Annotated in this window: 25 protein-coding genes; 9 read left to right on the top strand and 16 right to left on the bottom strand. The window is 74.6% G+C overall.

Features of this window, described 5'->3' with window-relative positions; genetic code table 11:
• Positions 1–22 precede the first annotated feature (22 nt).
• The 10 genes from AB0873_RS15740 to AB0873_RS15695 are packed head-to-tail and all read right to left on the bottom strand — an operon-like array spanning position 23 to position 10,533.
• On the bottom strand, positions 23–817 hold the full coding sequence (locus tag AB0873_RS15740) for a hypothetical protein (RefSeq protein WP_366600453.1): 795 nt from the start codon (positions 815–817) through the stop codon (positions 23–25).
• Positions 814–2,052, bottom strand: a complete 1,239-nt coding sequence (locus AB0873_RS15735) for an MlaD family protein (protein WP_366600452.1) — start codon at positions 2,050–2,052, stop codon at positions 814–816. Before AB0873_RS15735 ends, AB0873_RS15740 begins: the two co-directional genes overlap by 4 nt.
• Positions 2,049–3,446: an MCE family protein gene (locus AB0873_RS15730; RefSeq protein WP_366600451.1), complete on the bottom strand. Its 1,398-nt coding sequence runs from the start codon at positions 3,444–3,446 to the stop codon at positions 2,049–2,051. The genes AB0873_RS15735 and AB0873_RS15730 overlap by 4 nt, the downstream gene beginning before the upstream one ends.
• A complete protein-coding gene (locus AB0873_RS15725; protein ID WP_366600449.1) occupies positions 3,443–4,669 on the bottom strand; it encodes an MCE family protein in 1,227 nt (408 codons plus the stop codon). The genes AB0873_RS15730 and AB0873_RS15725 overlap by 4 nt, the downstream gene beginning before the upstream one ends.
• Entirely contained in the window at positions 4,669–5,652 is a 984-nt protein-coding gene (locus tag AB0873_RS15720) for an MCE family protein (RefSeq protein ID WP_366600448.1), read from the bottom strand. Before AB0873_RS15720 ends, AB0873_RS15725 begins: the two co-directional genes overlap by 1 nt.
• Positions 5,649–6,680: an MCE family protein gene (locus tag AB0873_RS15715; protein WP_366600447.1), complete on the bottom strand. Its 1,032-nt coding sequence runs from the start codon at positions 6,678–6,680 to the stop codon at positions 5,649–5,651. Before AB0873_RS15715 ends, AB0873_RS15720 begins: the two co-directional genes overlap by 4 nt.
• A complete protein-coding gene (locus tag AB0873_RS15710) occupies positions 6,677–7,966 on the bottom strand; it encodes an MCE family protein (RefSeq protein ID WP_366600554.1) in 1,290 nt (429 codons plus the stop codon). The genes AB0873_RS15715 and AB0873_RS15710 overlap by 4 nt, the downstream gene beginning before the upstream one ends.
• Before the next feature lie 2 nt (positions 7,967–7,968).
• Positions 7,969–8,772, bottom strand: coding sequence for an ABC transporter permease (locus tag AB0873_RS15705; RefSeq protein WP_155331687.1), 804 nt, complete (start codon positions 8,770–8,772; stop codon positions 7,969–7,971).
• A 1-nt stretch (position 8,773) separates the two neighbouring features.
• A complete protein-coding gene (locus AB0873_RS15700) occupies positions 8,774–9,541 on the bottom strand; it encodes an ABC transporter permease (RefSeq protein WP_366600446.1) in 768 nt (255 codons plus the stop codon).
• Positions 9,538–10,533, bottom strand: a complete 996-nt coding sequence (locus AB0873_RS15695) for an ABC transporter ATP-binding protein (protein WP_366600445.1) — start codon at positions 10,531–10,533, stop codon at positions 9,538–9,540. The genes AB0873_RS15700 and AB0873_RS15695 overlap by 4 nt, the downstream gene beginning before the upstream one ends.
• A 161-nt stretch (positions 10,534–10,694) precedes the next feature.
• Between AB0873_RS15695 and shbA the strand changes: the two genes are divergently transcribed.
• The 4 genes from shbA to AB0873_RS15675 all read left to right on the top strand — a co-directional run bounded on the left by shbA (position 10,695) and on the right by AB0873_RS15675 (position 13,232).
• Positions 10,695–11,279, top strand: coding sequence for an RNA polymerase sigma factor ShbA (gene shbA / locus AB0873_RS15690; RefSeq protein WP_155331684.1), 585 nt, complete (start codon positions 10,695–10,697; stop codon positions 11,277–11,279).
• Positions 11,276–12,064, top strand: coding sequence for an anti-sigma-D factor RsdA (locus AB0873_RS15685; RefSeq protein WP_366600443.1), 789 nt, complete (start codon positions 11,276–11,278; stop codon positions 12,062–12,064). Before shbA ends, AB0873_RS15685 begins: the two co-directional genes overlap by 4 nt.
• Positions 12,065–12,393: 329 nt before the next feature.
• Positions 12,394–12,840 (top strand): hypothetical protein, encoded by a 447-nt coding sequence (locus AB0873_RS15680; protein WP_366600442.1) that lies wholly within the window; start codon positions 12,394–12,396, stop codon positions 12,838–12,840.
• Between the two features lie 44 nt (positions 12,841–12,884).
• Positions 12,885–13,232: a hypothetical protein gene (locus AB0873_RS15675; RefSeq protein WP_366600553.1), complete on the top strand. Its 348-nt coding sequence runs from the start codon at positions 12,885–12,887 to the stop codon at positions 13,230–13,232.
• A gap of 50 nt (positions 13,233–13,282) precedes the next feature.
• Here AB0873_RS15675 and rpmJ read toward each other — a convergent pair whose 3' ends face one another.
• Positions 13,283–13,405 carry a 50S ribosomal protein L36 gene (gene rpmJ / locus AB0873_RS15670; RefSeq protein ID WP_155331681.1) on the bottom strand — a complete coding sequence of 41 codons (123 nt, stop codon included), beginning with the start codon at positions 13,403–13,405 and terminating at the stop codon, positions 13,283–13,285.
• Positions 13,406–13,674: 269 nt separating this feature from the next.
• Here rpmJ and AB0873_RS15665 point away from each other — a divergent pair, with 269 nt between their 5' ends.
• The 3 genes from AB0873_RS15665 (at position 13,675) to AB0873_RS15655 (ending at position 15,866) form a co-directional block, all read left to right on the top strand.
• Positions 13,675–14,922 carry a family 16 glycosylhydrolase gene (locus AB0873_RS15665; protein WP_366600441.1) on the top strand — a complete coding sequence of 416 codons (1,248 nt, stop codon included), beginning with the start codon at positions 13,675–13,677 and terminating at the stop codon, positions 14,920–14,922.
• A 183-nt stretch (positions 14,923–15,105) separates the two neighbouring features.
• Positions 15,106–15,441, top strand: coding sequence for an STAS domain-containing protein (locus AB0873_RS15660; RefSeq protein ID WP_155331679.1), 336 nt, complete (start codon positions 15,106–15,108; stop codon positions 15,439–15,441).
• On the top strand, positions 15,438–15,866 hold the full coding sequence (locus AB0873_RS15655) for an ATP-binding protein (protein WP_366600440.1): 429 nt from the start codon (positions 15,438–15,440) through the stop codon (positions 15,864–15,866). The genes AB0873_RS15660 and AB0873_RS15655 overlap by 4 nt, the downstream gene beginning before the upstream one ends.
• A 6-nt stretch (positions 15,867–15,872) precedes the next feature.
• Here AB0873_RS15655 and AB0873_RS15650 read toward each other — a convergent pair whose 3' ends face one another.
• On the bottom strand, positions 15,873–17,432 hold the full coding sequence (locus AB0873_RS15650; protein ID WP_366600439.1) for a PP2C family protein-serine/threonine phosphatase: 1,560 nt from the start codon (positions 17,430–17,432) through the stop codon (positions 15,873–15,875).
• A 280-nt stretch (positions 17,433–17,712) separates the two neighbouring features.
• Positions 17,713–18,591 carry an alpha/beta hydrolase gene (locus tag AB0873_RS15645; protein ID WP_366600438.1) on the bottom strand — a complete coding sequence of 293 codons (879 nt, stop codon included), beginning with the start codon at positions 18,589–18,591 and terminating at the stop codon, positions 17,713–17,715.
• Between the two features lie 153 nt (positions 18,592–18,744).
• Between AB0873_RS15645 and AB0873_RS15640 the strand changes: the two genes are divergently transcribed.
• Together AB0873_RS15640 and AB0873_RS15635 are read left to right on the top strand one after the other, a co-directional pair.
• Entirely contained in the window at positions 18,745–22,083 is a 3,339-nt protein-coding gene (locus tag AB0873_RS15640; RefSeq protein ID WP_366600436.1) for a BTAD domain-containing putative transcriptional regulator, read from the top strand.
• Positions 22,084–22,246: 163 nt separating this feature from the next.
• Positions 22,247–22,969, top strand: a complete 723-nt coding sequence (locus AB0873_RS15635; RefSeq protein WP_366600434.1) for a DUF2306 domain-containing protein — start codon at positions 22,247–22,249, stop codon at positions 22,967–22,969.
• Between the two features lie 3 nt (positions 22,970–22,972).
• Here the strand turns inward: AB0873_RS15635 and AB0873_RS15630 are convergent, their stop codons facing one another.
• The 3 genes from AB0873_RS15630 to AB0873_RS15620 form a co-directional block, all read right to left on the bottom strand.
• Positions 22,973–23,470 (bottom strand): pyridoxamine 5'-phosphate oxidase family protein, encoded by a 498-nt coding sequence (locus AB0873_RS15630; RefSeq protein ID WP_366600433.1) that lies wholly within the window; start codon positions 23,468–23,470, stop codon positions 22,973–22,975.
• A 150-nt stretch (positions 23,471–23,620) separates the two neighbouring features.
• A complete protein-coding gene (locus AB0873_RS15625) occupies positions 23,621–24,034 on the bottom strand; it encodes a hypothetical protein (protein WP_366600432.1) in 414 nt (137 codons plus the stop codon).
• A 71-nt stretch (positions 24,035–24,105) separates the two neighbouring features.
• A complete protein-coding gene (locus tag AB0873_RS15620) occupies positions 24,106–26,283 on the bottom strand; it encodes a hypothetical protein (protein ID WP_366600431.1) in 2,178 nt (725 codons plus the stop codon).
• Between the last annotated feature and the right edge of the window lie 343 nt (positions 26,284–26,626).

Genomic DNA, 26,626 nt, shown 5'->3' with positions numbered 1-26,626 from the left:
CCTCCCAAGGTCGGCGCCGGTGTCACCCGACGAACTGCAGACGGGACACCAGCCACTGACCTGAGTCCCGGTCGTGGACCAGGTCCAGCTGGATCCGGTAGTGCGCCGCCCGGCCGGCGGGCGCCTTCGCGTTCTTGACGGTGGCGTCCACGGCGACCAGCACCACCGCCCGGCGGCGGTCACCGGAGACCAGGCCGGCCCGCAACACGGAACCCCGCGACTCGACCTTGTTCTCCACCACCGCCGTCCGGACCTGCGCCTGGCCCCGGGTGAACTCGTCCTTGAACTCGCCGGTCGCCCCGTCCACGATCCGCTGGAGGTCGCGGTCCACACTGGCGGCGCTCACCGACACGAAGTCGACGCTGGTCTGCTTGGCCGCGGCGAGCGCGCCCTGGCGGGCCTCCTCCAGCGCCCGGTGCCCGTACCAGCGGTGGCCGTACAGGCCGGCGAGGGCGAGGGACCCGGCGAGCAGGGCGACGAGCAGCCCGACCAGGAGGCGACGGCGGCCGGGACCGGCGGACGCCGGGGCCGGATCGTCCGCCGCCGCGGGATCGTCGCCGGGCGCGTCGGCCGCGTCGGGCCGGTCCTCGACCCGCTCCGGATCGGCGGTCCCGGTCGGGACGCCGCCGACCGCCGCGTCCTCGGCCGGCTCCTGGTCGATCCGCTCGAGCACGTCCTCGATCGGCGTCCGCACCGGCCGGAGGACCACCCGGCGCTGGGCGGGCCGCCCGGCCGCACCGGACCTGCTTCCCTTGATCACCTTCAGCGTGCGGTCCCTCCGGGTCGGCACGGCCACCTCCTTCGATCGGTCCGTCACGGGGTCACCCCGGCGAGCAGCAGGTGCTTCCACGACTGGTCCCCCGCCATCCGGTACTGGCCGCCGGCCGCACCGAACTGCAACGGCCGCCCGTCGCTGCCGAGCACCAGCCCGGTCGCCGGGTCGAATCCCGCCGCGTACGCGGGCGGCGGGGCGGCGGGGGCCGGAGCCGCCCGGCCACCCGCCCGTGGCGCGTTGGCCGACCCGCGTACGCCCGCCCCGGCCGCCCGGTCCTTCGCGCCGCACTGCCGGCCGCCGTCGCCGTACCGGCAGGGCGGCGGGTCGTTCGCGTTGAGCACCAGGCCGAGGTGGGCGGTGCCGTCGCCCGGCGTGACCGTGAAGCCGCCCGAGACGGTGATCGGGTAGACCACCAGCAGGTGCTCGATGTTCGGCAGCCGCCGGGCGGCGATGCCGTTGACGGTGACCAGGTTTCCGAGCAGCGTGCCGACGGTCGGTTCCAGTCCCCGCAGCAGCGCGGTGACCTCGGTGGCGGCGGGCGGTCCGGCGGCGAGCAGCCGGCGCAGGTCGGGATCGGCGGCCCGGACGGTGGCGGCGAGCGCCGCCAGGTCGGCGGCCCAGCGGCGCAGGGCCTCCGCCGACTCGGCCTGGGTCTGGAGGACGGTCCGGCCGTCGCGGATCAGCGCGAGGGTCTCCGGCAGCGCGGCGGTGGCGTCGGCGAGCAGCGCGTCGCCGGCGTCGAGGAGCCGCGCCAGCGCCGCCTCGTTGCCCTCGAACGCGGTGCCGAGTTCCGTGATCACCACGGCCAGGTCCTCGGGGCCGACCGACCGGACCAGCGCGTCCAGGTTCGTCAGGAGCACCTCGGGCGGCAGCGGCACGCCGGTCCGGTCGGCCGGGATCACCGCCCCGTCGCGCAGGTACGGCCCGCCGTCGCGCTCCGGCCGCAGGTCGACGTACTGCTCTCCGACGGCGGAGCGCTGGGCGACCACCGCACGGAGGTCGTCGGGGATCCGTACGCCGCGGTCGATCCGCAGGTCGGCGCGGACACCGCCGTCGCGCAGCTCGACGGCGGTGACCCGGCCGACGGGAACACCCCGGTAGGTGACCGGTGCGTGGGGGAAGATCCCCCCGGCCCGGACGAGGTCGAGGTGGACGCGGTACCCGCCGCCCAGCAGCGTGTCACCGAGCCCGACGTAGCGCAGGCCCACGTAGGCGACGCCGAGCAGGCTGACCACCACGAACGCGAGCACCTTGAGCCGGGTCGATCGTCCGATCACGGCAGCAGCCCCCCTCCGAGGACGTCCGGCAGGTCGCCGACCTGGCCGAGGATCTCGCCGGTGACCGGGAGCAGGCAGTCGGCGGTGAGGACGGTTCCGGCGGGCAGTTCCGTCCCTTCGGGGAACGCCGTTCCGGCCGGCACCAGTCCCTTGGGGAGGACCAGCCCGCCGACGGGCACCGGCGAACCCGGCTTGAGCAGCGTGCAGCCCTCGGGCAGCAGGCACTTCGCCGGCGGGACCCAGGTCGCCGGGAAGTCGTCCGGGTCGGGCAGGCACTCGGTCAGGGGCAGGTCGAGGTTCCCGGTGCCGCCGGGCTTCGGCACGGGGACGCCGCCCGGGGGGCGTGGTGCGGCCGGCGGGCCCGGCCGGGCGGCCGGGCGGGCGGGCGGCGGGGCCGCCGCCACCAGGTTGGCCAGGATGCCGGCCGCGTCCAGGTCGGCGGTCACGGCCAGGTTGACGAAGTCCCCGACGATCGCGCCGGTGACGTTCGGCGGGAACGGGTACGACAGCATGAAGTCGAGGGACTTCGGCAGGTCGTCGCCGGCGCGCACCAGCTGTTCCAGGATCGGTTTCAGGGCCTCCAGGCTGGCCACGGTGTCCGCGCGGCTGCTCTCGACCACCCGGGTGCCGACCCGCCCGAGATCGCCGAGCGCGGTCAGGACGCCGGTGAGCTGGGCCCGCTGCTCCTCCAGCACGGTCAGGCCGGGGGCCAGCGAGTCGACTGCGGCACCGATCACCTGCTGCTGGCGGGCCAGCCGGCCGGTCAGCCGGTCGAGCGCCTCGACGGCCCGGACGATGTCGGTCTTCTGCCGCTCCAGGCCGCCGATGAAGGTGTCGAGCTGCCGCAGCGCGTCCCGCACCGCCGGCTCCCGCCCGTCGAGGGCCGTGGCGAGTTCCTGGTTGATGGTGCGCAACTGGGCCAGGCCGCCACCGTTGAGCAGCAGGCCGAGGGCGGCGAGCACCTCCTCGACCTCGACGCCCCGGGTGGTGCGGGACAGCGGGATGACGTCGCCGTCGGCGAGGGCACCGGTGGCGGGCGGGCCGGACGGCGGGGCCACCGTCACGTACTTCTCCCCCAGCAGGCTGCTCTGCCGGACGGCGGCGGTGGCGTTGGCCGGGAGTCGGACGTCGGCGTCGAGGCGGAGGACGACCTGCGCGGTCCAGCCGGACAGCGAGATCCTCTCGACGCTGCCCACCGTGACGTCGTCCACCTTCACGGCCGCCTGGGGCACCAGGTCCAGCACGTCGCGGAACTCGGCGGTGACGCGGTAGCCGCGGCCGTCGGGCGCTCCGCCGGGCAGCGGCAGTTCGGTCACCTCGGGCAACCCGCAGCCGGCGGGCAGCAGTGCCACGGCCAGGGTGGCGGCCAGGGTGCGGCGCATCCGGCGGGTCATGCCGGCCCCCGCAGGATGCCGCCGAGGGTGAGGTCGGGGCCGCCCGGCGCGGGCGACGGCACCGCCGCGCCGGGCGCCACCGGTGAGGGTGTGGCCGGTGGCGCCGGGCGGGTCGCGCCGGGCGGCAGCTTGAGCAGCTTCCGGAGCTGGTCGGTCATCGGAAGCTTGCGGGCGTGCAGGGTCTGCGCGAGGGCGGTGCACGTCGCGGGCACCGTCGCGGGTGTCTGGTCGACCAGGAGGGAACAGACGAAGCTGGCGGGATCGTAGGGACCGAGGACGTTGTCGCGGGTGTCCAGCGTTCCGGACCGGGGGTTGTAGGCCAGCGCCAGGTTGTTCAGCGCGAGCGGGGCGACGTCGAGGATGTCGATGACGGCCTGCTGTTGGCGGACCAGCACGCCGGTGACGTCCGCCAGGGCGGCGACGTCGGTGGTCAGCAGGTCGCGGTTCTGCCGGACGAAGGTGGTGACGTCGGCGAGGGCGGTCGCCAGGTTGCGCAGCGCGGCGGCGAGCTCGTCCCGCTCGCCGGCCAGTTGCGCGGCCACCTCGGCCAGTTGCCGGTTGAACGCCCGGACCTGCTGGTCGCTGCGGGCCAGGGCGGTGGTGAAGCGTTGCAGGTTGGCCACCGAGCCGAAGAGGTCCCGCCGCCCGTCGGCGAGCGTGGTCAACGCCTGGGAGAGCCCGTCGAGGGTGTCGTGCAGCTCGTCGCCGTTGCCCTCCAGGTTGGCACGGCCGGTGGCGACGAGATCGGACAGGGCGCCGTCGGCGTTGGCGCCCCGCGGACCGAGCGCACGGTTGAAGTCGTCGAGCGCCCGGTAGATGTCGTCGATCTCCATCGGGGTGGCGGTGCGCTCGACGGGTATCTCGGCGCCGTCGGCGAGCACGGCGCCGCCGGCGTACGCGGGGGTGAGCTGCACGTAGCGGTCGCTGACCACGCTGGGCGGGACGACCACGGCCTGCGCGCCGGCCGGCACCTGCACCTCCCGGTCGTAGCGCATGGTCACCCGGACCGTGCGGCCCTGCGGTCGCACCTCGACCACCTCGCCGACGCGGACGCCGAGCACCCGCACGTCGGAACCCGGGTGCACGCCGACCGTGCCGGTGAAGTGGGCGACGAGCCGGCGGGGCGGCGTGCCGGGACGCAGCACCGCGACAGCGGCGGCCACGGTGACCAGCACGGTCGCGGCGGCGACCGGCCGGCGCCAACGGCGTACGGTGTCGGGCATCAGCGTCCTCCCGTCGTGGGCTGGAACGGCTGGACGAGCCCCTGCACGTACGAGTCGAACCACCGTCCGTTGCCGACCACGTTGGCGAAGGCGCTGACGAACGGTGCCATCCGCTGGACGGTCAGTTCGAGGTCGTCCCGGTTGCGTTGCAGGATGGCGATCACGTCCCGCAGCTGGCGCAGGGCCGGACCGAGTTGGGCCCGGTTGTCGGCGACCAGACCGGACAGCTGGGTGGCCAGGTCGTTGGTGCCGACGAGCAGCTCGTGGATGGCGTCCCGGCGGCGCCGCACCTCCGCCAGGAGCGCCTCGCCGTCGGTGACCAGCGCGCGGAACTCCTCGTCCCGGGTCGCGAGCACGTCGGTGACCGTCCGGGCGCGGGCCAGCAGCGAGCGCAGTTCGGCGTCGCGGTCGGCGACGGTACGGGAGAGCCGGGACAGCCCGACCAGCGAGGCGTTGACCGTGCCGGGGGTGTCGGCGAACGTCTCCGACAGGGTGGCGAAGGCGGCGGCGAGCTGGTCGGTGTCGATCGTGTCGAGGGTGTCGGCGAGGCCGGTGACGGCCTGCACCACGTCGAACGGCGCGGCGGTGCGCTCGAGGGGGATCTGCGCGCCCTCGGGCAGCCGTCCCCCGCCGTCGGGCGCCAGCGCAAGGTACTTCTGCCCCAGCACCGTCTTGATCCGGATCGTCGCCGCGGTCCGGTCGCCGAGGCGTACGCCGTCGTCGTCGACCCGGAAGCGGACCCGCACGTACGGGCGGGTGTCCCGGGCCAGTTCCACGGCGGTGACCTTGCCGACGCGCACGCCGGCGACGCGCACCTCGTTGCCCACCGCCAGCCCACTGGCGTCGGTGAACGCCGCCTGGTAGGCGCGCCCGGTCAGCGCCGCGAGCCGGTCGAACTGGAAGGCGCCGAGCAGGGTGGCACCGACCAACGCGAGGCCGACGGCGCCCACGGCGACGGGATTGCGTTCCCGGAACGGTCTCATCGGCTGCCTCCGGTCGCGCACCGGGCGGCCGGGGCGCTGAACGTCACGGGATTCAGGGTCTGCCCGCCGGCCGTGACCCGGCCGTCGAAGTCGCAGAGGTAGAAGTTGAACCACGACCCGTACGACGCGACCCGGGTCAGCGACTGGTACCGGTCGGGGAGCCGGCCGAGGGTGCCGTCGATGACGGCCGCGTTGCGGTTGAGGGTGCCGGCGAGCGTGTCGAGGGCCCGGATGTCGGCCGCCAGGGGTGGTCGCGCGTCCTCCAGCAGCGCCGACGTGGCGGTGGTGAGGTCGCCGATGCTGACCAGCGCCTCGCCGATCGCGGTCCGGTCGGCCGACAGTCCCGAGACGAACTGCTGCAGCTGCCGGATCGTCTGGTCGAGTTCGCGGTCGCGGGTGGCGAGGGTGCCGAGGACGGTGTTGAGGTTGGTGACGACCCGGCCGATGACGGCGTCCCGGTCGGCGAGCGTGTTGGTCAGCGACGCGGTGCGGTCCAGCAGGCTCGTGACGGTGCCGCCCTCCCCCTGGAGCACCTGGATGATCTCGTGGGCGAGCTTGTTGACGTCCTGCGGGTCGAGCGCGGTGAACAGTGGACGGAACCCGTTGAACAGCACGGTCAGGTCCAGCGCGGGAGTGGTCTGCCCGATCGGGATGAGCCCGCCGGGTCGCAGCGGACGGCGGTCGCCGGGGCCCTCGGTCAGCGCCAGGTAGCGCTGGCCGACCAGGTTGCGGTAGCGGATCTTGGCGCGGACGCCGGTGGCCAGCGGAACGTCGTCGCGGACGGTGAAGGACACCTCGGCGACGGTGTTGTCGACCACCCGGATGTCGCGGACCTGTCCGACCCGGACGCCCGCGATGCGCACGTCGTCGCCGGGCAGCAGCCCGGTGGCGTCGGTGAACCGGGCGCGGTAGGTGGCGCCGCCGGCCGGGAACGCGCCGAGGGTCTGCGCGAGCAGGGCGGTGAGCAGCAGCGTCACGGCGGCGAAGAGGCTCAGCTTGAGCAGCGAGGCGGTGGTCTTCCCGGTCATCGCGTGTTCACCACCGCGCCGCGCAGCAGCGGACCCCACAGCAGGACCGCGATGTCGGGCACCTCCACCGGCGGGGTGCCGGTGACGGCGCCGACGATGGGGCCGACGAGGTCCTGTTCCTCCTTCGTGCCGGCGCGTCCCATCTCGACCGGAGCGGCCGGGGCGGCGGCGCCCGGAGCCGGTACGCCGACCGGCAGGAGCGGGCGGGGACGGTCGCCGGAGTAGTCGTACCCGTCGTCGATCGGCACCTCGGGGGCGGGCGTCCCCGGCCGGGGCAGCCCGTGGCAGTCCGGTCCGCCGCCGGCGCCGTAGACCGGCTCGTCGCGCCCGCGCTCGTACTTGCCGCCGTCCCGGGTGACCTCCAGGGTGATGCGCATCCGCCCGCCCGCGAACACCTCCTCGACCCGCGGTTGCAGGGCGACCAGCCCTCGCATCAGGCACGGGTACTCGGGGGCGTACGCGGCGAGCAGTTCCAGGACCGGCCGGCTGACCTGGCCGAGCCGGATGAGCTGGTCGCCGTGCCGGTCGAGGAACCCCCGGGTGACGTCGGCGGTGCCGGTGGTCCCGGCCAGGAACGCCGCGAGCTGGCCGCGCTGGTCGGTGACGGTACGGGCGGTGACGGTCACGTCCCGCAGCAGCGCCAGCAGGTCGGGCAGCGCCGCGTCGTACCCGTCGAGGACGACGGCGAGCGTCCGGATGTCCTCCTCGATGGTGGGCAGGGCGGGGTTGAGCTGCTTCAGGTAGGCGGCGAGCCGGTCGAGGTTCGCGCCGAGCTGCTCGCCGCGGCCGTCGAGGGCGGCGGCCAGCGCGCCGAGCGTCACGGCCAGTTGGTCGGGGCGGACGGCCTGGAGCAGGGGCAGCGCCTCGTCGAGGACCCGTTCCAGCTCGACGGCGGTACGGCTGCGGTCCTGGGTGATGACGGCGCCGTCGCGGATCGGTCCGGCGCTGGTCGCCTCGGGCGGAACCAGCTCGACGTACCGCTCGCCGAAGAGCGTCTTCGGCAGCAGCCGGGCGGTCACGTCGGCGGGGATCCGCCGGGTCAGGGCCGGGTCGAGCGCCAACCGCAGGGTGGCCCCGCCGCCGTCGCTGCGTACGGAGCGCACGTCGCCGACGACGACGCCGCGTACCTTGACGTCGGCGCCGTCGCTGAGCTGCAGCCCGGCGCGGTCGGTGTGCAGGGTGACCCGGGCGACCGGCGTGAAGGCCCGGTGGTAGTGGAGGACGGAGGCGGTCAGCGCCGCGGTCAGCACGGCGATGAAGACGACGCCGAGGATGCGATTCTTCATGGTCACCCCGCGATCCGGACGGTGGTGGTCGCGCCCCAGATGGCCAGCGACAGGAAGAAGTCCACGATGTTGACGGCCACGATGGCCAGGCGGACGGCGCGGCCGACGGCGATGCCCACGCCGGCCGGCCCGCCGCTGGCGGTGTAGCCGTAGTAGCAGTGGACCAGGACGACGATCACGCTGAAGACCAGCACCTTGCCGAAGGACCACAGCACGTCCCCGGGCGGCAGGAACAGGTGGAAGTAGTAGTCGTACGTGCCGGCCGACTGCCCGAAGTAGGACACCGCGATGGTCCGGGTGGCGAGGTAGCTGGAGAGCAGCCCGATCACGTACAGCGGGACGACCGCGATGAACCCGGCGATCATCCGGGTGGTGACCAGGAACGGCAGCGAGGGCACCGCCATCACCTCCAGCGCGTCGACCTCCTCGGAGATGCGCATCGCGCCGAGCTGTGCGGTGAACCCGCAGCCCACCGTCGCCGACAGGGCCAGCGCCGCCACCAGGGGCGAGATCTCCCGGGTGTTGAAGTACGCGGAGATGAAGCCGGTGAAGGCGCTGCTGCCGATCTGGTTGAGCGCCTGGTAGCCCTGGAGTCCCACCTCGGTGCCGGTGAAGAAGGTGAGGAAGCAGATGACGCCCACCGTCCCACCGAGCACCGCCAGCGCCCCGGTACCGAAGCTGACCTCGGCGAGGAGGCGGACGACCTCCCGCTTGTACCGGCGTACGGTGCGCGGCGTCCAGGCGAACGCCCGCACGTAGAAGGCGAGCTGCCCGCCGAGGTCGTCGAGGTGTCGCAGCGCCGGCACGTCAGCTCCCCTTCTGCGGTACGACCTGGAAGTACACGGCGGTGACCACGAAATTCAGGGCGAACAGCGCCATGAACGTGAGCACGACGCTCTGGTTCACCGCGTCGCCGACGCCCTTCGGGCCGCCCTTGGCGGTCATTCCCTTGTAGGAGGCGATCAGCGCGGCGGCGGCACCGAACAGCAGCGCCTTCACCTCCCCCACCAGCAGGTCGGGCAGTTGTCCGAGGGCCTGGAAGCTGGCCAGGTACGCGCCCGGCGTGCCGCCCTGCATGACCACGTTGAACAGGTAGCCGCCGCTGACCCCGACGACGCTGACCAGGCCGTTGAGCAGCACGGCCACCAGCATCGAGGCGAGCACGCGCGGCACCACCAGCCGGTGGATCGGGTCGATGCCGAGCACCTGCATCGCGTCGAGCTCCTCCCGGATGCGGCGGGAGCCGAGGTCGGCGCAGATCGCGGAGCCACCGGCGCCGGCGATCACCAGCGCGGTCACGATCGGCCCGGCCTCGCGGACGACGGCCAGGACCGACGCGGCCCCGGTGAAGGACTGCGCGCCGAGCTGGCGGACCAGGGAGCCGAGCTGGAGCGCGATCACCGCGCCGAACGGGATCGAGACGAGCGCCGCCGGCAGGATCGACACCGAGCTGATGAACCAGGCCTGCTGGACGAACTCGCGGACCTGCACAGGCCGCCGGCCCAGTCCCCGGAGGGTGTCCAGGCAGAAGGCGAAGAAGTGGCCGGTCTCGCGCCGGACCGCCGGGCCGCTCATCCGGGCACCCCGTCGCGGGTGAGGACCGGCGGCAGCTCGACGGTCGGCCGTCCGTCCGGCCCGGCGAAGGAGCCGGGCGGCGGGACGACACCGTGGTCGCGGCACCACTGGCCGGGCGGTCGTTCGGCCCGCCGGCGCCGCCCGTCGGAGGGCTGGAGCTGCACCGGGATGGGCGGCAGCGGCGGCAGCTCGGCACCGGCCTGCGCCTCGGCCTGCAACTCCTCGGCGTCCTTCTCCTCGGCCATGCCGATCGGGCCGATCCGCTGGGCGTTGAGGAACTGCCGCACCACCGGCTCGGTGCTGGACAGCAGCATCTCCCGGGGCCCGAACATGGCCAGGTGGCCGTGGTAGATCAGGCCGATGTTGTCCGGGACCGTCCGGGCGGTGTTGATGTCGTGGGTGACGATCAGGAACGTCGCCTCGGTCCGCTGGTTGAGGTCGATGATGAGCTGGTTCAGGTACGCGGTGCGGACCGGGTCGAGCCCGGAGTCGGGCTCGTCGAAGAGCACGATCTGCGGGTCGAGGACGAGCGCCCGGGCCAGCCCGGCCCGCTTGCGCATCCCGCCGGAGATCTCCCCCGGCAGCTTCTTCTCGGCGCCGACCAGGCCCACCATGTCGAGCTTCTCGGTGACCACCGTCCGGATCTCCGACTCCGACCGGCGGGTGTGCTCGCGCAGCGGGAAGGCCACGTTGTCGTAGATGTTCATCGAGCCGAACAGCGCACCGTCCTGGAACAGGACGCCGAACAGCTTCCGCACCTCGTACAGCTCGCGCTCCGGCAGCCGGGGCAGGTTGCGGCCCTCGATCAGGATGTCCCCCCGGTCGGGCCGGAGCAGCCCCACCAGGGTCTTGAGGAACACCGACTTCCCGGTGCCGGACGGGCCGAGCAGCACCGAGATCTCGCCGGCCGGCAGGGTCAGGCTGATGTCCGACCAGACCGGCTGACCACCGAAGGACTTCGTCAGTCCCCGTACGGCCACTTCGACGCCCACGTCGCCTCCCCACCTCGCTACTGGAGACATCGCGGCCGTCGGCCCGAACGCAACAACTACTTTGCGCAGCCACGCGGCCACCCTGGTCGGGCTAGGCAAACCGGGCCGGGCTCGATAGCGTGCCGGTTAACTCGCCGGTAACAGAGGTGTCTTCCAATCCGATGACGACGACGACCGAGCCCGAGGCCGAGCTCGTCCGCCGGGCGGCCCGCCGTGACAGCGCCGCCGTCGCGGCGTTGCTCGCCGGCCTCCGCCCGGGGCTGGTGCGCTACTGCCGGGCCCGGCTGGGCCGCATCGGCGGGGCGTACACCACCGCGGACGACGTCGCCCAGGAGATCTGCCTCGCGGTGCTGCGGGCCCTGCCGAACTACCGGGATCAGGGGCGGCCGTTCTCGGCGTTCGTCTACGCCATCGCCGCGCACAAGGTCGCCGACGCCCACCGCGCCGCCGTACGCGCCGCCACCGTCACGGCCGACGACGCGCCACCGGAGCACCCGGACGCGGATCCGGGCCCGGAGCAGCGGGCGGTCGCCACCGACCTGGCCCGCCGGCTGTCCGAGTTGCTCGACCGCCTGCCCGAGATGCAGCGCGAGATCGTCCTCCTCCGGGTCGCGGTCGGGCTCTCCGCCGACGAGGTGGGCACGATCGTCGGGATGACGGCGGCGGCGGTACGGATGGCCCAGTCCCGGGCGCTGGCCCGCCTCCGTACCCTGGCAGGGGACGCGTTTGGCGAGGTGGCAGCATGAGCGGGCGGACGCCGGAGAGCGGCGGCGAGATCGACCTGGCGGCGATCGCCCGGGACGACGAGCTGCTCGACGCGCTCGGCCGCGGTGACCCGGCGCCGGAGGGGGACGACCTCGCCGCCATGCTGGCCGCCTGGCGTGACGACCTCGGCGACGCGGTCGACGAGCAGCCGGTCCGCCCCGCGGTGCCCGCGCTCCCGCCGGCGTCGCCCCGACGGGTACGGCTCGGACGGCCGCTCGTCCGGGTCGCGGCCGCCGCCGTCGTGCTCGCCGGCGTCGTCACCGGGCTCGGGATCGGCAGCCGCGAGGCGGGGCCGAGCAGTCCGTTGTGGGCGCTGACCCAGGTGCTGCACCCGGAGCGGGCCGAGGTCCGGCTGATCGAGGACACGATCCGGCAGGCCCGGTCCGCCCTCGCCGCCGGCCGCCCGGACGAGGCACGGGACCTGCTCGACGAGGCACGGCGGCGCCTCGCGTCGGTCGAGGACCCGTCCACCGCCCGCCGCCTCGCCGCGGAGATCGACGCGCTGCGCCCCGCGCCGGTCGTCACGGTGCCGACGCCCGCGGCCCCCGGCCCGTCGGCTACGCCGACCACGACGTCGCCGTCGCCCCCGGGCGGCAGCGGACCGCAGGCACCGGCGTCGACGCCGCCGCCGTCGCCACGGCCGTCCTCGTCGCCGCTGGTCGTGGTGCCGTTGCCCGAACTGCCGGTCCTGCCGGACCTGAGTGCGGATCCGGCCGAGTCGTCGCTGCCCGGGCTGCCCCTGCCCACCCTGGACATCCTCGGTTAGGGCCGGGGGTCGACGTCCTCGGTCGAGGGCCTCGACAACCGACCCTGGCCCCTCCACATCGCACGCACCGCACCCGTCCATCATCGACGCTCCGTGACGATCAGCGACGTGGCGCAACCCCGGCCGGCGATGCCGGCGGCGGCCTGCTGGCCCCCGCCAGAACGCTCTTGACCTGCGCATTGTCGGGTCTTGACACTTGGTGGCCACGCGTGCGGGTGATATGACTTGAGTACCGGCCACCAACGACGCGAGCCGTCACATCCCGTTACCGCGCGAGCCGACCCTTCGGAGCAGGCCGAGCGGCGGCGGATCCGGCGGGAGGAGCCGCGGTGCCGAAGATGCGGATCTGGCGTAACCGACAACCGTTCCAGAACGCGGTCGTCGTCACCGCTCCCGTGTGCGGCGTCCTGATGATCACCCTGGAGGTCCGTCCACCGTCGGTGGAGGTGGCCATGCCGGGGCCGGTTCGCCTGGGCTGGGAGCTCGGGCTGGTCGTGGCCGGACTGGTCGGGCTCGCCGGGCTGCTGTGGCCGGGCCGGTGTTCCACCGCTCTGGGCATCGAACTGGCGTCGATGCTGATGCTCGGCACCCTCGCGGGCATGTACGCGGTCTCGCTGGCGGCGTTCTCCGGCCGGATGGCCGTCGCGGCCGCGTCCTTCGTCACCGCGGTGGCGATCGGGTCGTGGTGGCGGTCGGCGGAGATCGTGCGTGACCTCCGTGTCCTGGCCCGGCCGCGACAATCCTGTCCCGGCGACATCTTCGGCAGGCTCCCGTGACACCCTCGCCCGCGACCAACGCCGCCCCCCACTGGGTGCAGATCGTGCTGTCGGTCCTCGGCGTCCTCGGTGGTGCCGGCGGCCTGGCCGCCATCGCCGCCGTCGTGGTGCAGCGCGGCAAGTTCCGGGCCGAGGCGGCGGACATGCTCACCGACACCGCCCTGACGCTGGTGCAGCCGATGCGCGCGCGGGTGACCGAACTGGAGGCGGAGGCACAGTCCGCACGGGAACTGCTGCGGGCGTCCGACGAACGGGCCCGCCGGCTCCAGCTGACGGTGGCCGAACTCCGCGCGATGCTCGACCGCTGGTACGCGCTGATCTTCGCGCCGGACGCGACCGTCCGTGCCATCCGGTACGCGGTCCGCGAGGACCGGCGCAAGCTCGACCGGTAGCGACGGCCCGGCGGACGGCACCGCCAGCGCGAATATCGTGGGGGCGCGGCTCAGCCCTGTCGGGCCTTCTGTCGCGGATCGGCCTTGTTGATGACGTAGACCCGACCGCGACGGCGCACCACGATCGAGTTCATCTTCCTCGTCAACGAACGCAGCGAGCTGCGGACCTTCATCGTGGTCCACCCCTTCCCGGCGGCTGCCGACACTCCGGCCGCGTGGCGTGCTGCGGCCGCTCGACGCGTACCCGGAGCCGAATCGGCCATGCGTCCCGGGCAACCTCCGGCGCCGGCCGGACATGCATTGGTAACAGTCTTGACAGATGTTTCGGGCATCGACAGACTTCGCTCAGGAGAGCGCTCTCAGGCCCCTCTCCACGGTGACGGCGCGCCGCGGTGGAGGCCCGTGCACAGACCGACGTCCACCACCGACCACGGAGATCCCCATGCGCAGAGCCCGTCCCCTCGGGCGGCGACTGCTCGTCGCCGCCGTCGCCGCCGTCACACTCGCCGCGTCCCTCGTTCTGCCCGCGCCCGCCGGCCCGGCCACCGCCGCCATCGGCGGGATCACCTGGCAGGACGAGTTCAACGCCCCCGTCGGCACGCCGGTCGACCAGAGCCGGTGGCGGTTCGACATCGGCGGCCACGGCTGGGGCAACAACGAACGGCAGTACTACACCAACAGCACCAGCAACGCCGTACACGACGGCCAGGGCAACCTCGTCATCACGGCACGCCGCGAGAACCCGGCCAACTACCAGTGCCACTACGGCCGGTGCGAGTACACCTCCGCCCGGCTGCTCACCGCCGCCACGTTCACCCAGGCGTACGGCCGCTTCGAGGCCCGCATCAAGGTCCCGCGCGGGCAGGGCATCTGGCCCGCGTTCTGGATGCTCGGCAACGACATGGGCAGCGTCGGCTGGCCGGCCGCCGGCGAGATCGACATCATGGAGAACATCGGCCGGGAGCCGAACACGGTCTACGGCACCATCCACGGCCCGGGGTACTCCGGCGGTGGGGGCATCACCGGCAGCCGCACCATCGGCCAGCCGCTGGCCGACGCCTTCCACACCTACCGGGTGGACTGGGAGCCCAACTCGATCATCTGGTACCTCGACGGCGTCGAGTACCACCGCGTCGACCCGAGCCGGCTCGGGGGTGACCGGTGGGTGTTCGACCACCCGTTCTTCATGATCCTGAACGTGGCGGTCGGCGGAAACTGGCCCGGCTACCCGGACGCCTCGACCCAGTTCCCGCAGCAGATGCTCGTCGACTACGTCCGCGTCTCGGGCTACACCTCGGGCGGCGGCACCACCACGCGCATCCGTGGCCAGCACAGCGGCCGCTGCATCGACATCCCCGGCGCGAACCCGGTCGAGGGCGCCAAGCTGCAGATCTGGGACTGCAACACCACCGCCGCCCAGGCGTGGACGTTCGCCACCGACGGCACGGTGCGGGCCATGGGCAAGTGCATGGACCCGGCGTGGGCCGGCACGGCGAACGGTACCGAGGTCAACCTGGTCAGCTGCAACGGAAACCCGGCGCAACGGTTCACCCTCAACGGCTCGGGCGACCTCGTCAACCTCAGCTCCAACCGGTGCGTGGACGTCCGGGACCGGGTCAGCGCCAACGGCGGCCGGCTCCAGTTGTGGGACTGCACCGGCGGCGCCAACCAGAAGTGGTCCCGCGCCTGACCGGGACGGTGATCGGGCCCTCCGCGCGCGGAGGGCCCGATCCGTCGCGCCACCGGGCGGCCGGCAGGTCGTGAAGCGGACAGTTCCTGACCAGCGGTCGCCGCGGGCCGCAACGGCGCGCCGGTGAATGACATCATGTCCCCGAACGGCCACGGTCGCCGTTCAGGGAGGGCGAGCTGCCGCATGGCGCGTTTCGAGGCGACGACGTCCAGCGACGCCGGGCGCGTCACGGTGTGGTTGTCCGGCGAGTGCGACCTCGCCGTCCGCGAGCGGTTGACGTCCGTGCTGCTGGCGGCGGTGGCCGACAGCCCCGTCGTGGTGGTCGACGCGGCCGGCCTGGACTTCCTCGACTCCAGCGGCGTGCACGGCCTGGTCACCGCCCACCACGCGGCACTCGCCGCCGGCGGCCGGCTGTACGTGGTCAACGCCGTCGGCGGCGTCGCGCGCGTCCTGGACCTCACCGGGGTGGGCGAGCTGCTGCGCCAACCGGCGGACGATCACGGTTCGGAGCAGCGGTGACCAGCGGCCGACCGGCGTGTGACGCCGCCCACCACCAGCTCGCGGCACCCTCGCCCCCGGCCGAGTCGATGCCGTACGCCCGACCGGAGGACCTGGCGGCCGTACGCGCGTTCGTCCGCGCCCGGGCGCTCGCCGGCGGCCTCTCCCCCACCCGGGTCGACCTGCTCGGGCTGGCGGTCAGCGAGCTGGCGACGAACACGTTGCAGCACACCGAGGGCGGTGGCCTGGTACGCGTGTGGACGGCGGCCGACGACGTCGTCTGCGACGTCGTGGACCGGGGCGGCCTGCGCAGCGTCCCCGGGGAGATGCCCGCGGCCGACGCCATCCGGGGGCGGGGCCTGGCGATCGTCGCCCGCATCTGCGACGAGGCGACCGTCTCGGCGAGTCCGGAGGGCACCCTGGTACGCGTCCGCTTCCGCCGGTGACCACGGTCAGGGCAGCACGCGGACGGCCAGGGTGCAGGTGTCGTCGTCGGGGCTGGGCCGGTGCAGCACCTCGCGCAGCCGCGGCAGGGTCCGCGGGCCCGGCTCCCGGGACACGGCCGACAGCCCCCTGAGCACCGGGGCGAGCAGGTCCGGATTGTCGCCCACCCGGCGCTCGACGAGCCCGTCGGTGTAGAACAGCAGCAGGTCGTCACCGCGCAACCGGACGGTGGCCACCGGGTAGGCGGCGCCCGCGTCCGCCCCGAGCAGCAGCCCGGCCGGCCGGTCCAGTTCGCTCGTCGCCCCGGCCCGGGACAGCAGCGGAGGCATGTGACCCGCCCGCGCCCAGGACAGCGTACGGCTCGCCGGGGCGTACAGTCCGACCACGGCGGTGCCGGTGACGGCCAGCTGACCGCAGAGCCGGTTCATGTGACCGAGCAGCACCCCGGGATCGCGGATGCCGATCGACAGCCAGGCCACCAGCGCGTACCGCAGGTGGGCCATGCCGCTGGCCGCGTCCAGGCCGTGCCCCGCGACGTCGCCCACCGCCAGCGCGACCAGCCCGTCCGGCAGGGTCTGCGCGTGGTACCAGTCGCCACCCACCCGGACGGCGCTCTCCGCCGGCAGGTAACCGACGAGCACCTCCAGCCCGGCGAGCGGGAACGGCTCGCGGGGTACGGGTTGGATGAGATTCTGCAACTGTCCGGCGAGGCGATGCTCCGCCAGCGCGGTCATCTCCCGGCTGCGCAACTGGTCGCTGAGCCGCTCGATGGCGGTCTGCGAGTCCACCCGGGCCGTCACGTCCTGCACCACGGCGTAGATCTTCACCGGGGCGCGGTCGGCGTCGCGCGCCACGTCGGACAGGATCCGCAGGTGCTTCACCGTGTCGCCGGTGTGGAACCGGACGGTGACATCCGAGGCCACGCCGCTGTCCATCGTCTGCCAGGCCGCCTCCCGCAGCCCCACGTCCTCGGCGACGACGGCGGCCGCCTGCTCGGCCCGGGACATCGGCCCCAGAGCCGGGTCCCGGTCGAAGATCCGGTACATGCCCGGCGACCATTCGCTGAGGCCGGTCACCAGGTCGTACTCGGCCCAGCCCAGGCTGCCCAGGAGCTCTGTACGCTCCAGCCGGCGCCGGGACTCGTCGAGGCGCTGCCACCACACCAGCAGTCCACCCAGGACCCGGTGCACGCTGACGTCGAACATCGAGTCGGCGACCACACCGGCCTGCCGGCCCTCGTACCGGAAGCCGGGCAGGCGGTCCGGCACGCCGGTGGCCAGGACCTGGAGGTACGCCTTCCACAGCGGTCCGCCGACCATCGTGGGATACAGCTCGCTGAGCAGCGACCCCACCCGGCCGGCGCCCCGGCCGTAGACGTCGCGCACCCTGTCACTGGTCGCCGCGATCCGGAAGTCGACGACCTGGTCGTCGGGCCCCGCCACCGGCAGCAGCCACGTGCAGCCGGCGGGGATCGCCGCCAGCACCTGCCGGACGGCCGCCACGATCGGCTCGTCCAGCGACGGCGGCGCCACCCCGGTGGGTCCGGTCCGCAGGGCATCGTCTGCCATGCGCGCAGCCTAACCACTCCCCGCGCCGTCCAGCGGGCGCACCGTTCCGGGGGCGACCGCGACGGGTCAGACGGCGCGCGGAAGCCACCATTCCCACACCGGCGGGAACCGCACGATCCGGTCGTCGTCCGCCGCCGGTGTGCCCCGGCCGTCCCGGTTGCTGGTGGTGGCCCAGAGCGAGCCGTCCGGAGCCCGGACGGCGGTGCGGAGCCGGCCGTAGACACCGACGAGCCGTGCGGTGGGCCCAGGCCGGCGGGTTCGCCGCGTGGCGTGCCCGGCCCTAACGGTCCAGCAGCGCCCGCAGGGCCTTGACGACCTCGGCGGGTGCCTCCTCCGCCATGAAGTGGCCGCAGGAGACGGTGGTGTGCCGCAGGTCGGGCGCCCACGCTCGCCAGCGGGCGGCGGCGTCGAAGCCGAGGGCGGCTCCCCAGTCCTGCTGCAGGACGGTCACCGGCATCCGCAGGCGGGTGCCGGCGGCGCGGTCGGCGACGTCGTGCTCGACGTCGATGCCGGCGGACGCCCGGTAGTCGGCGACGATGGACGGCACCGCCGCCCGGGAGGCCGCCAGGTATGCGTCCCGCACGTTCGCCGGGATGGCGTCCGGGTCGCGCGTCCAAACGTCCAGGAAGTGGCCGAAGAAGGCGTCGGGGCTGGCCCCGATCAGCTGCTCGGGCAGGCCGGGAGGTTGCGCCATCAGGTAGAGGTGGAAGCCGATCGCGGCGGAGGTGCCGCGCATCACCTCCCACATGTCCAGCGTCGGCAGGACGTCCAGCGCGGCGAGGTGGGTGACCACGTCGGGGTGGTCCAGACCGGCGCGGACGGCGACCAGGGCTCCCCGGTCGTGGCCGGCCAGGGCGAAGCGGTCGTGGCCCAGCGCGCGGGCGAGGGCGACCACGTCCGCGGCCATCGTGCGCTTCGAGTAGACCGACGGGTCGGTCGCCGCGGGCTTGTCGCTCTCGCCGTACCCCCGCAGGTCGGGGCAGATCACGGTGTGGTCGGCGGCGAGGTCGGCGGCCACGTGCCGCCACATGAGGTGGGTCTGCGGAAAGCCGTGCAGCAGGACGACGGGGCTGCCGGAGCCGCCGACCGCCGCGTGGAGCGTCATGCCGTCGCCGACCGTGACGCGCTGGTGGTCGAAACCTTCGATCCTCGGCTTCACCGGGGACACCTCTCTGCTCGGGATCGTGTCGGAGGCCGGCGCGGTGCCGGCCGGGATCGACACTGCCCCCGGGGGATGAGCAGCCGATGAGCGTCGGATGAGTGCCGTGACCAGCGCCGGGCACACCGATCGGCGGCGCATAGGGTGGGTGCCATGACCGGGCTGGCAGGGGCACCGGCGGTGACGTTCCGGGTGCTGGGGCCGCTGGAGGTGGCCGACCGGCGGGGACCCGTACCCCTCAAGGGCCCGCGGCAGCGGGCGGTGCTGGCCCGCCTGCTGGTGGCCCGGGGCCGGGTCGTGCCGGTCGACCGGCTCGTCGGCGACCTGTGGGAGACGCCCGGGGACGGCGCCGTCGCCGCGATCCGCACCTTCGTCGCGGACCTGCGCCGGGCACTCGAGCCCGGGCGCCCGGCACGGCAGCCGGCACGGCTGCTGGTGACCACGCCGCCCGGGTACCTGCTCCGGGTGCCGGCCGATGCCGTGGACGCGTGGCGGTTCGAGGCGGCCGTCACCGGGTCGGGCCGGTCGCTGGCCGAGGGGGACGCGGCGTCGGCGGCGGACCACCTGGCCGCGGCCCTGGCCTGGTGGCGGGGGCCGGCGTACGCGGAGTTCGCCGACACCCCCTGGGCGCGCGGGGAGATCAACCGGCTGGACGAGCTGCGGATGCTGGCGACGGAACGGCGCGGCGAGGCCCTGTTGGCGCTGGGTCGGTCCGCCGAGGCGGCCGTCGAGTTGGAGCAGCACGTCAGCGCCCGCCCGTTACGCGAGGACGCGTGGCGGTTGTGGGCCACCGCGCTGTACCGGTCGGGTCGGCAGGCGGACGCGCTGGCGGCGCTGCGCCGCGCCCGCGAGACCCTGGCGGCGGAGCTGGGCCTGGATCCGAGCCGCCGGCTGCGCCGGTTGGAGACCGACATCCTGACCCAGGCGCCCGGCCTGGACCTCCCCGCGCCGGCGGCCGGGACCGGTCGGGTCACCACGACCGTGCCCGCCACCGGCACCCCGGCGGGCGCGCCGGCCGGCGCCGGCCGGCCGGGCGGGCTGGTGGGCCGGGACGCGGAGCAGGCCCGGCTCGCGGAGGCGGCCGAGGACGTCGTCCGCGGGCGCCGGCCGGCGATCGCCCTGCTCTCCGGCGGCCCCGGGGCGGGCAAGACGGCCCTGGCCGAAGCGCTCACCGCGCGGCTGGGACACGCCGGCTGGGCCACCGCCTGGGGCCGGAACCCGGAGTACGAGGGCGCGCCGGCGGCCTGGCCGTGGACCCAGGTCGCCGAGGCGCTGGCGCCCGAGGTGCCCGACAGGCCAACGGTCGTGTCGCACGCCGACGATCCGGCGCTGGCCCGGTTCCGGCGACACCGCGCCGCCGTGGCGCTCGTGACGGCGGCGGCCGCGCGGAGACCGGTCCTGCTGGTCCTCGACGACCTGCACCGGGCCGACGAGGACACCCTCGACCTGCTGGCCGCGCTGCTGACCGAGCCGGAGCCGGTCACCGGTCCGGTGCTCGTTGTCGGGGTCTTCCGCGCCACCGGGATCGGGCCGGGGCTGACCGCCACGCTGGCCCGGCTCGCCCGGATCGAACCCGTCCGGGTGTACCTCGACGGCCTCGACGAGCCGGCCACCGGGGATCTCGCCCGGGCCGTGACCGGGGCCGACGTCGACCCGTCCACCGTGCGGCTGCTGCACCGGCGCACCGGCGGCAACCCGTTCTACGTCCGGGAACTGGCGCGGCTGCTCGCCGCCGAGGGACCGGCGGCGCTGGACACCGTCCCGGCCGGTGTCCGCGACGTCGTCCGGCACCGGCTGGCCCAGCTGCCCGAGGCGGCGCGGACGGTGCTGAGGCAGGCCTCCGTCCTCGGCCGGGACCTGGATCCGGAGATCCTCACCGCGCTGGCCGGGGACGAGACGGTGGTCCTGGACGCGGTCGACGCCGCCGTCCGCGCCGACCTGCTGACCGAGCGGGGCACCGAGGGACGGTTGCGGTTCGCCCACGTCCTGGTGCGGGACACCCTGTACGGCGACGTGTCCGCGCCGCGGCGTGCCCGCTGGCACACCGCCGCCGGTGAGGCCGTCGAACGCCTGCACCCGGACGACGTCACCACGCTCGCCCACCACTTCGCCCGGGCCGGCACCCGCGCCACCGCCGCACGCGCCGCCCGGTACGCCGCCGCCGCGGCGGAACGCGCCGAACGGCTGTCGCGCCCGCACCAGGCGATGCGCTGGTGGCAGGAGGCGCTCGCCGCCCAGCAGCGGATCGGCGGCGACGACCCGGGCGCCCGGCTGACGTCGTTGACGGGACTGGGCCGCGCGCTCGCCGTGACCGGACATCTGGCCGAGGCGCGCCGGCACCGCGCCGCCGCCCTCACCGACGCCGAGCGGACCGGCGACCCGGAGCTGACCGCCCGGGTGCTCACCGCCTTCGACGTGCCGGCGATCTGGACCCGCAACGACGACGAGGACCTGTCCCGGCGCGTCGTCGAGGCCATCGGGCCGGCCCTGGCCGCCCTGCCCGCCGACCGGGCCGAACAGCGCAGCCGCCTCCTGAGCACGCTCGCCCTGGAGGTACGGGGCACCACCGGTGACCGGGGACGCCGCGCCGCCGACGAGGCCGAGGCCGTCGCCCGACGCCTGGGGAACCCGTCGCTGCTGGCGTACGCCCTCAACGCCCGCTTCATGCACACGTTCGCCCGGACCGGCCTGGCCCCGCAGCGGGCCGCCGTCGGGGCGGAACTGGTCGACCTGTCGCGCCGCCACGAGCTGGTGACGTTCGAGGTCCTGGGCCATCTCGTTCTGCTCCAGGCGCGGTGCGCGCTGGCCGACCTCGACGCCGCCGACGCCCACGCCGACGCCGCCGACCGGCTCGCTGACCGCTACGACCTACCGCTGGTCGGCGTGTTCACCCGCTGGTACGCCGCGCTGCGGCTCGCCGTCACCGGGGACGTGACGGCGGCGGAGACCGCGTACCGGGCCGCCGAGCCGGGCCTGCGGTCCGCCGGCATGTCCGGTATGGACGACGGCCTGCTGCCCCTGGCGCTGCTGTCGCTGCGCCTGGCCGGCCCGGTCACCGCCGAGGTGGACCCGCTGCGAATGCACGCGGACGAGTGGCGGGGGTACGCGTGGGGGCCGCACGAACCGTGGGTCCGCCCGCTGACGCTGCTCGCCGCCGAGCGTCCCGCCGACGCCGCCGACGCGCTGCGCGCGCTGCCGGAGTCGCCGCATGACCTGCTCCGCGAGGCGCGGCTCTGCCTCGCCGCCCGGGCCGCGCTCATCCTGGACGACCGCGCCGCGATGCGACGGACGTACGCCGACCTGCTCCCCGCCGCCGACGAACTGGCCGGCGCCGGCTGCGGCCTGCTCACCCTCGGCCCGGTCGCCGAGCATCTCGCGGCCCTGGCCGCCGCGCTGGGGCGGCCCGACGAGGCCGCCGACCACCGCCGGTCCGCCGCCGCGGTGACGGCCCGGGTGGCCGGTGCCGCTGCCCGCGCGGCGACGGCCGGCTGAGCCGGTTTCCGGATCACGCCGAGACGCGGCACGGGACCGTTCTCCGAACCGAGCACTGTGGAAGAAGCACGACCGGTGACCGGAAACCTACGGTGGGGACGGCACGTGAGGTCGAGGCAGGCCCGGCGGCGGGTGCCGGTCCGGGACCGGGGAGGAGCCCACGGTGACCCGGCATGTCGAAGAGGTCGATGGCCCGGCGAGGCGGGCGGACCAGCCACCACGCACGCCGGGCCGGACCGGTGCCCGGCCGCCTGCCACCCGCTGGTGGCGACGGCCGTGGGTGGTGCCGCTGGTGGTGCTCAACGCCGCCTTCCTCCTGTTCGTCCTGCCGCCGTACCTGGGCCTGGACCCGAGCCGGTCCCGGGTCGTGCTGAACGAGGACTTCCCGGCCCACTACGCGGTCGTGGTGGCGCACATCTTCTTCGGCACGATCGCACTGGTGACGGTGTGCCTGCAGGTGTGGCCCTGGCTGCGGCAGCGGTACCCGGCCGTGCACCGGACCAGCGGGCGGCTCTACGTGATCGCCGGTGCGGTCCCCTCCGCCCTGCTCGGACTCGCCCTCATGCCGTTCGCCGCGGTGCCGGTCGGGCTGCTCGGCAGTGCGCTGGCGGCCGTGGGGTGGATCGTCACGAGCCTGGTCGGCCTGCACATGGCCCGCCGGCGACGCTTCACGGAACACCGCCGCTGGATGGCGTACAGCATCGCCTTCGCCCTGCAGACGCTGTGGGGACGGATCTTCGTCCTGACGTCCGCGCTGACCGGGGTCACCGTGAACCCGATCGTCCTGGGCGAGGCGGCCGGTTGGCTCAGCTGGCTGGTGAACCTCGCCGTCGCGCACTGGTGGGTGCGCCGCACCGCCCGGCCGCCCCGCCCGGTGTTCGGCTGACCGTCAGGCGAACCGCCAGCGGGTCACGTTGAAGCCGGCCTCCTTGTCCATGCCGATGACCTTCGCCGGAGTCACCTCGTAGACGAGGTACGGTGCCGGGCCGATGCCGTCGCCGTCCAGTCCACCGTCAACGACGGTCACCGGCCAGCCGTGCTTCGTCCCGTAGCCGTCGGCCACCCGTTCCAGGGTCTCCTTGTCGGTGACCCGGGACGCGGTGCCCTCGATCGAGAGATCGAGGTCGGGCCCGGCTGCGGTGAGGACGCACTGCGGGTTGGCGGCCAGGTTCCGGACCTTCTGGGCGGACTCGCTGGAGCAGAAGTACATGGCGCCGTCCAGCCACATCCCGAGCAGCGGCACGGCGTGCGGCCGGCCGTCCGGCCGGACGGTGGACAGGTAGAACTCGCCCGCCTCCGCCAGCCGTTCGTGCGCCCGGGACCAGGGCGTCGGCGTGGAGCCCTCGCTGGCGAAGGACGGTTCCGCGACCGGCTCACGGTCGACCATGGGTTCCCCTTTCGTTGACGATGACAGGTGATGGGATCAGCACGCAGAGTAACCCGGCCGTTCGGCCGCCGCATGACGGCGGGCCGCCGGCGCGGGCGTGCCCCGGCGGACCGCGCGCGGCACGCCGGGGCGTCGGTGGAGGGTCCGAGGTCAGCAGGCGATCACCACGTCCGGGGAGGCCAGGTAACCCATCATGTTCGGGTCCCACATGACGGACCGGTAGGTGTGCGGGCCGGTTCCCCGGCAGTCGAAGTCGAGCCGCGCCGTCGTGTGCGGCTCCATCCACCGCTCCAGCACCGTCCGCCACCCGCCGGGCTCGTAGCGCAGCAGCCAGAAGACCGCGTACGAGCTGCACGTGTTGTGGGCGGTGCTGCGCACGAACCCGCCGAGCGGTGTCTTCGCCGGGGTGCTCGGCGCGGTCGCGCAGGTGGCCGCCCCGGGCGGCTCGGCTGCCGTGGTCGCCGCGTCCACCGCCGGCCCGGCGTACGCCGCGGCGGGCGCGCCACCGAGGGCGAGCGCGGCGGTCAGCGACGCCGCCGTCACCAGTCTCCGGATGTCCGTCATGACCCTGCTCCTTCGTCCAGCCGGTGCACTCCACGCGGGCCGGCGGGTGTCCGCGCGCCGTCCGCGGGGCGTCACCGGACCAACGGGTACGCGTCGACGATGGTCTGCGTCAGGCGGTTGCCGTGGGAGTCGACGAGCGTCGCGCGCAGCGACACGCTCGCGGCGTTCGACGGGGTGCGGAAGACCGCCCGGTACGCCCGGTCGCCCGCCGGGACCACCAGCGCCGACCGCCAGGTGCGTCCCTGGTCCCCGGAGACCTGGACGGTCAGCCGCCGCACGGTGCCCACCCGCGCCTCGGGCTGGGCGATCAGCGTGACCGGCAGGACGGTCACCGGCGTCGCCCGGGACCGATTGTGATCGTCGACCGTCGGCGCGTACCGGACCACCCAGATGGGCAGCCACTCGGTGCCCGCACCGGATCCCTCCGACCGGAAGGTCCAGGTCGCGTCGATCCTGGTGGACAGCCCGGAGATGGACGGCCGGGTGGTCCGCTTCTCCACCCGGAAGGCCGCCGGCCCCGGCGCCACGGTCGCTGTCACGTCGACCGCGGCCGACTCGCCGACGAGCCGGTCGCCGCGGTAGAGGCGGGTGGACGCCGAGTCGGTGAGCGAACCGCCACGGTGGCCGTCCTGGTCGGAGAAGATCGGGACGCCGAACCACATCCGGTCGCCCTGCCGGCCCGCGTGGCCGGCGAAGTCGAGGAGCGGCCCGAAGGCGGCCGCGTTCCAGCGGTCGGAGTACACCCGGCCGGCCTGGTAGGTCTGGTAGCCCTGGCCGAGCGCGGTCACCTCCGCCGGCAGCCCGTTCCCGTCGGGGCGGTTCTCCCCGAACGCGGCACTCCACTCCACCGGGCTCGCGTCGAGGCGGTGTGTCACCCGGGCCGGCAGGTCGTACGGCAGCAGCGAGCCGACCGTGCCGGTGACGCCCGGGGCGATCGAGAACAACGACTTGGTCGCCTGCCGCCCCGGCACCTGCTGGTTGAGCCGGGAGTTCACGGTCGCCAGGCCCGCGTCGGACACCGTCCGTCGGAAACCGGTGAAGAAGCTGCCCCGCCGGGTGTTCAGTAGGCCGTAGGTGAACGGGCTGTTCCGGAAGTCGCCGCGGGCGCCGGGGACCGCCCAGGTCGAGGAGAGGTAGGAGGTCACTTCCTCGGGGGCGACCTCGGGGCCGAGGTGCCCGGCGTGCAGCCCGGCGAAGTCGTCGGCGATCAGCGAGAGCCGGAACCCGGCGCCGTCGGCCGCCGGACGGTCGAATCCGAGTTCGACCAGCACCGGGCGGGCCTCGGCCCGTGGCACGGTGGTGGTCACCGGCGCCGCCCGGCGGGCGTCGACGGTCACGGTGGCGTCCCGGTCCAGGGTGAGCCGGGGCTGCACCAGGCGGTACCAGGGGGCGTCCGGCCGTCCGAAGTCGACCACGTCGCCCACGAGGACGTAGTCGCCCTTCGGCAGCCGTGCCGTGGCGGTGTCCCCGGTCCCGTGCAGGACGGCCCGGATCTCCCCGGCCCGGTCGAACACGGTGGTCTCGGCCCGGGTCGTCGGCCGCCCGGCGGCGTCGAGGTGCGCGACGGTGAGCTGGTGGGTCTCCGTGTCCTGCGCCGGGGAGGCGGGCCTCCGGCCGGTGACGCCGGCGGGCGACGTGGCCGGGTCGGCCTGGGGTGCGTCCAGCGAGATGCGCCGGGCGGTGCCCGAGGTGATCGCGTGCCACGCCCGGCCCGCGTCGGACTTCGCCAGCACGGCGGCGGTGGCGCCGGACGCGTCCGGACGGCGGACCGCCCGCACGCCGGGCAGGTCGGCGCCGTCGCCGGCCACGACCAGCGGCAGGTCGGCGCGGCGGGCGTCGTGGTAGCCCGCCCGGACCAGGCCCGTCACGTCGAACAGCCGGCGGTCCAGCAGCCCGCCGGTCACCAGCGGGCGGGCGTCCTCCGGTACGACGTACCGGTGCTCGCCGGTGCCGTAGCTGCTGAAGCGGATACCGTCCCGCCCGGGCGCCCGGGTGACGGTGACCCGCGTTCCGTCGGCGGAGGTGCGGACCCGGTCGCCGGTGATCAGGGTGACCTCGTGCGTCGGTTGTACGTGGCCGGGCGCGGTGGCCGGCGCCGCCGGGCCGGGCGGCGGAGCGGCGGGGCGCGCGCCGGCCGGTGCCGGCTGCCCGCCGAGCAGCAGGGCGACGGCCGACCCGACGGCGACCAGCCGTCCCGCCAGCGTGATCCCCGATCGCCGGGCCGGGGCCGGTTGCGGTGTGCCACGCACGTGTCTGCCCTCCGATGTGGGTCGCGCGTCCTTCGGATCTGGCGGTGTCCGGTGGTCCGCCCCGGACACTGAGGATCCTGGTCGCTCCGCGCGGGGGGCCGCATCTCCCGACGTGCGCTCTCCGACCGGCGGTATGAGCCAATCGATATTGATTAAATTCTATTGAAGTTCGTTACGTTGACGCTGCCTGCCGGACCGGCCGGTGCCGGGGCCGTGGGGAGCGGCCCCGGACCGGCTCAACCCCGGAAGGCACCGGGGCCCGCCGCCGCGCCCCTGACCCCGAGGGCGCGACCGGCGGGGCACGGCCACACCGTCCCGCCCGCGGCGTCACCCCCACGCCGCG

This window comes from Micromonospora sp. NPDC047707, from assembly GCF_040704235.1.
Lineage (GTDB): Bacteria > Actinomycetota > Actinomycetes > Mycobacteriales > Micromonosporaceae > Micromonospora.
This window is presented reverse-complemented; position numbering and strand designations above follow the sequence as displayed.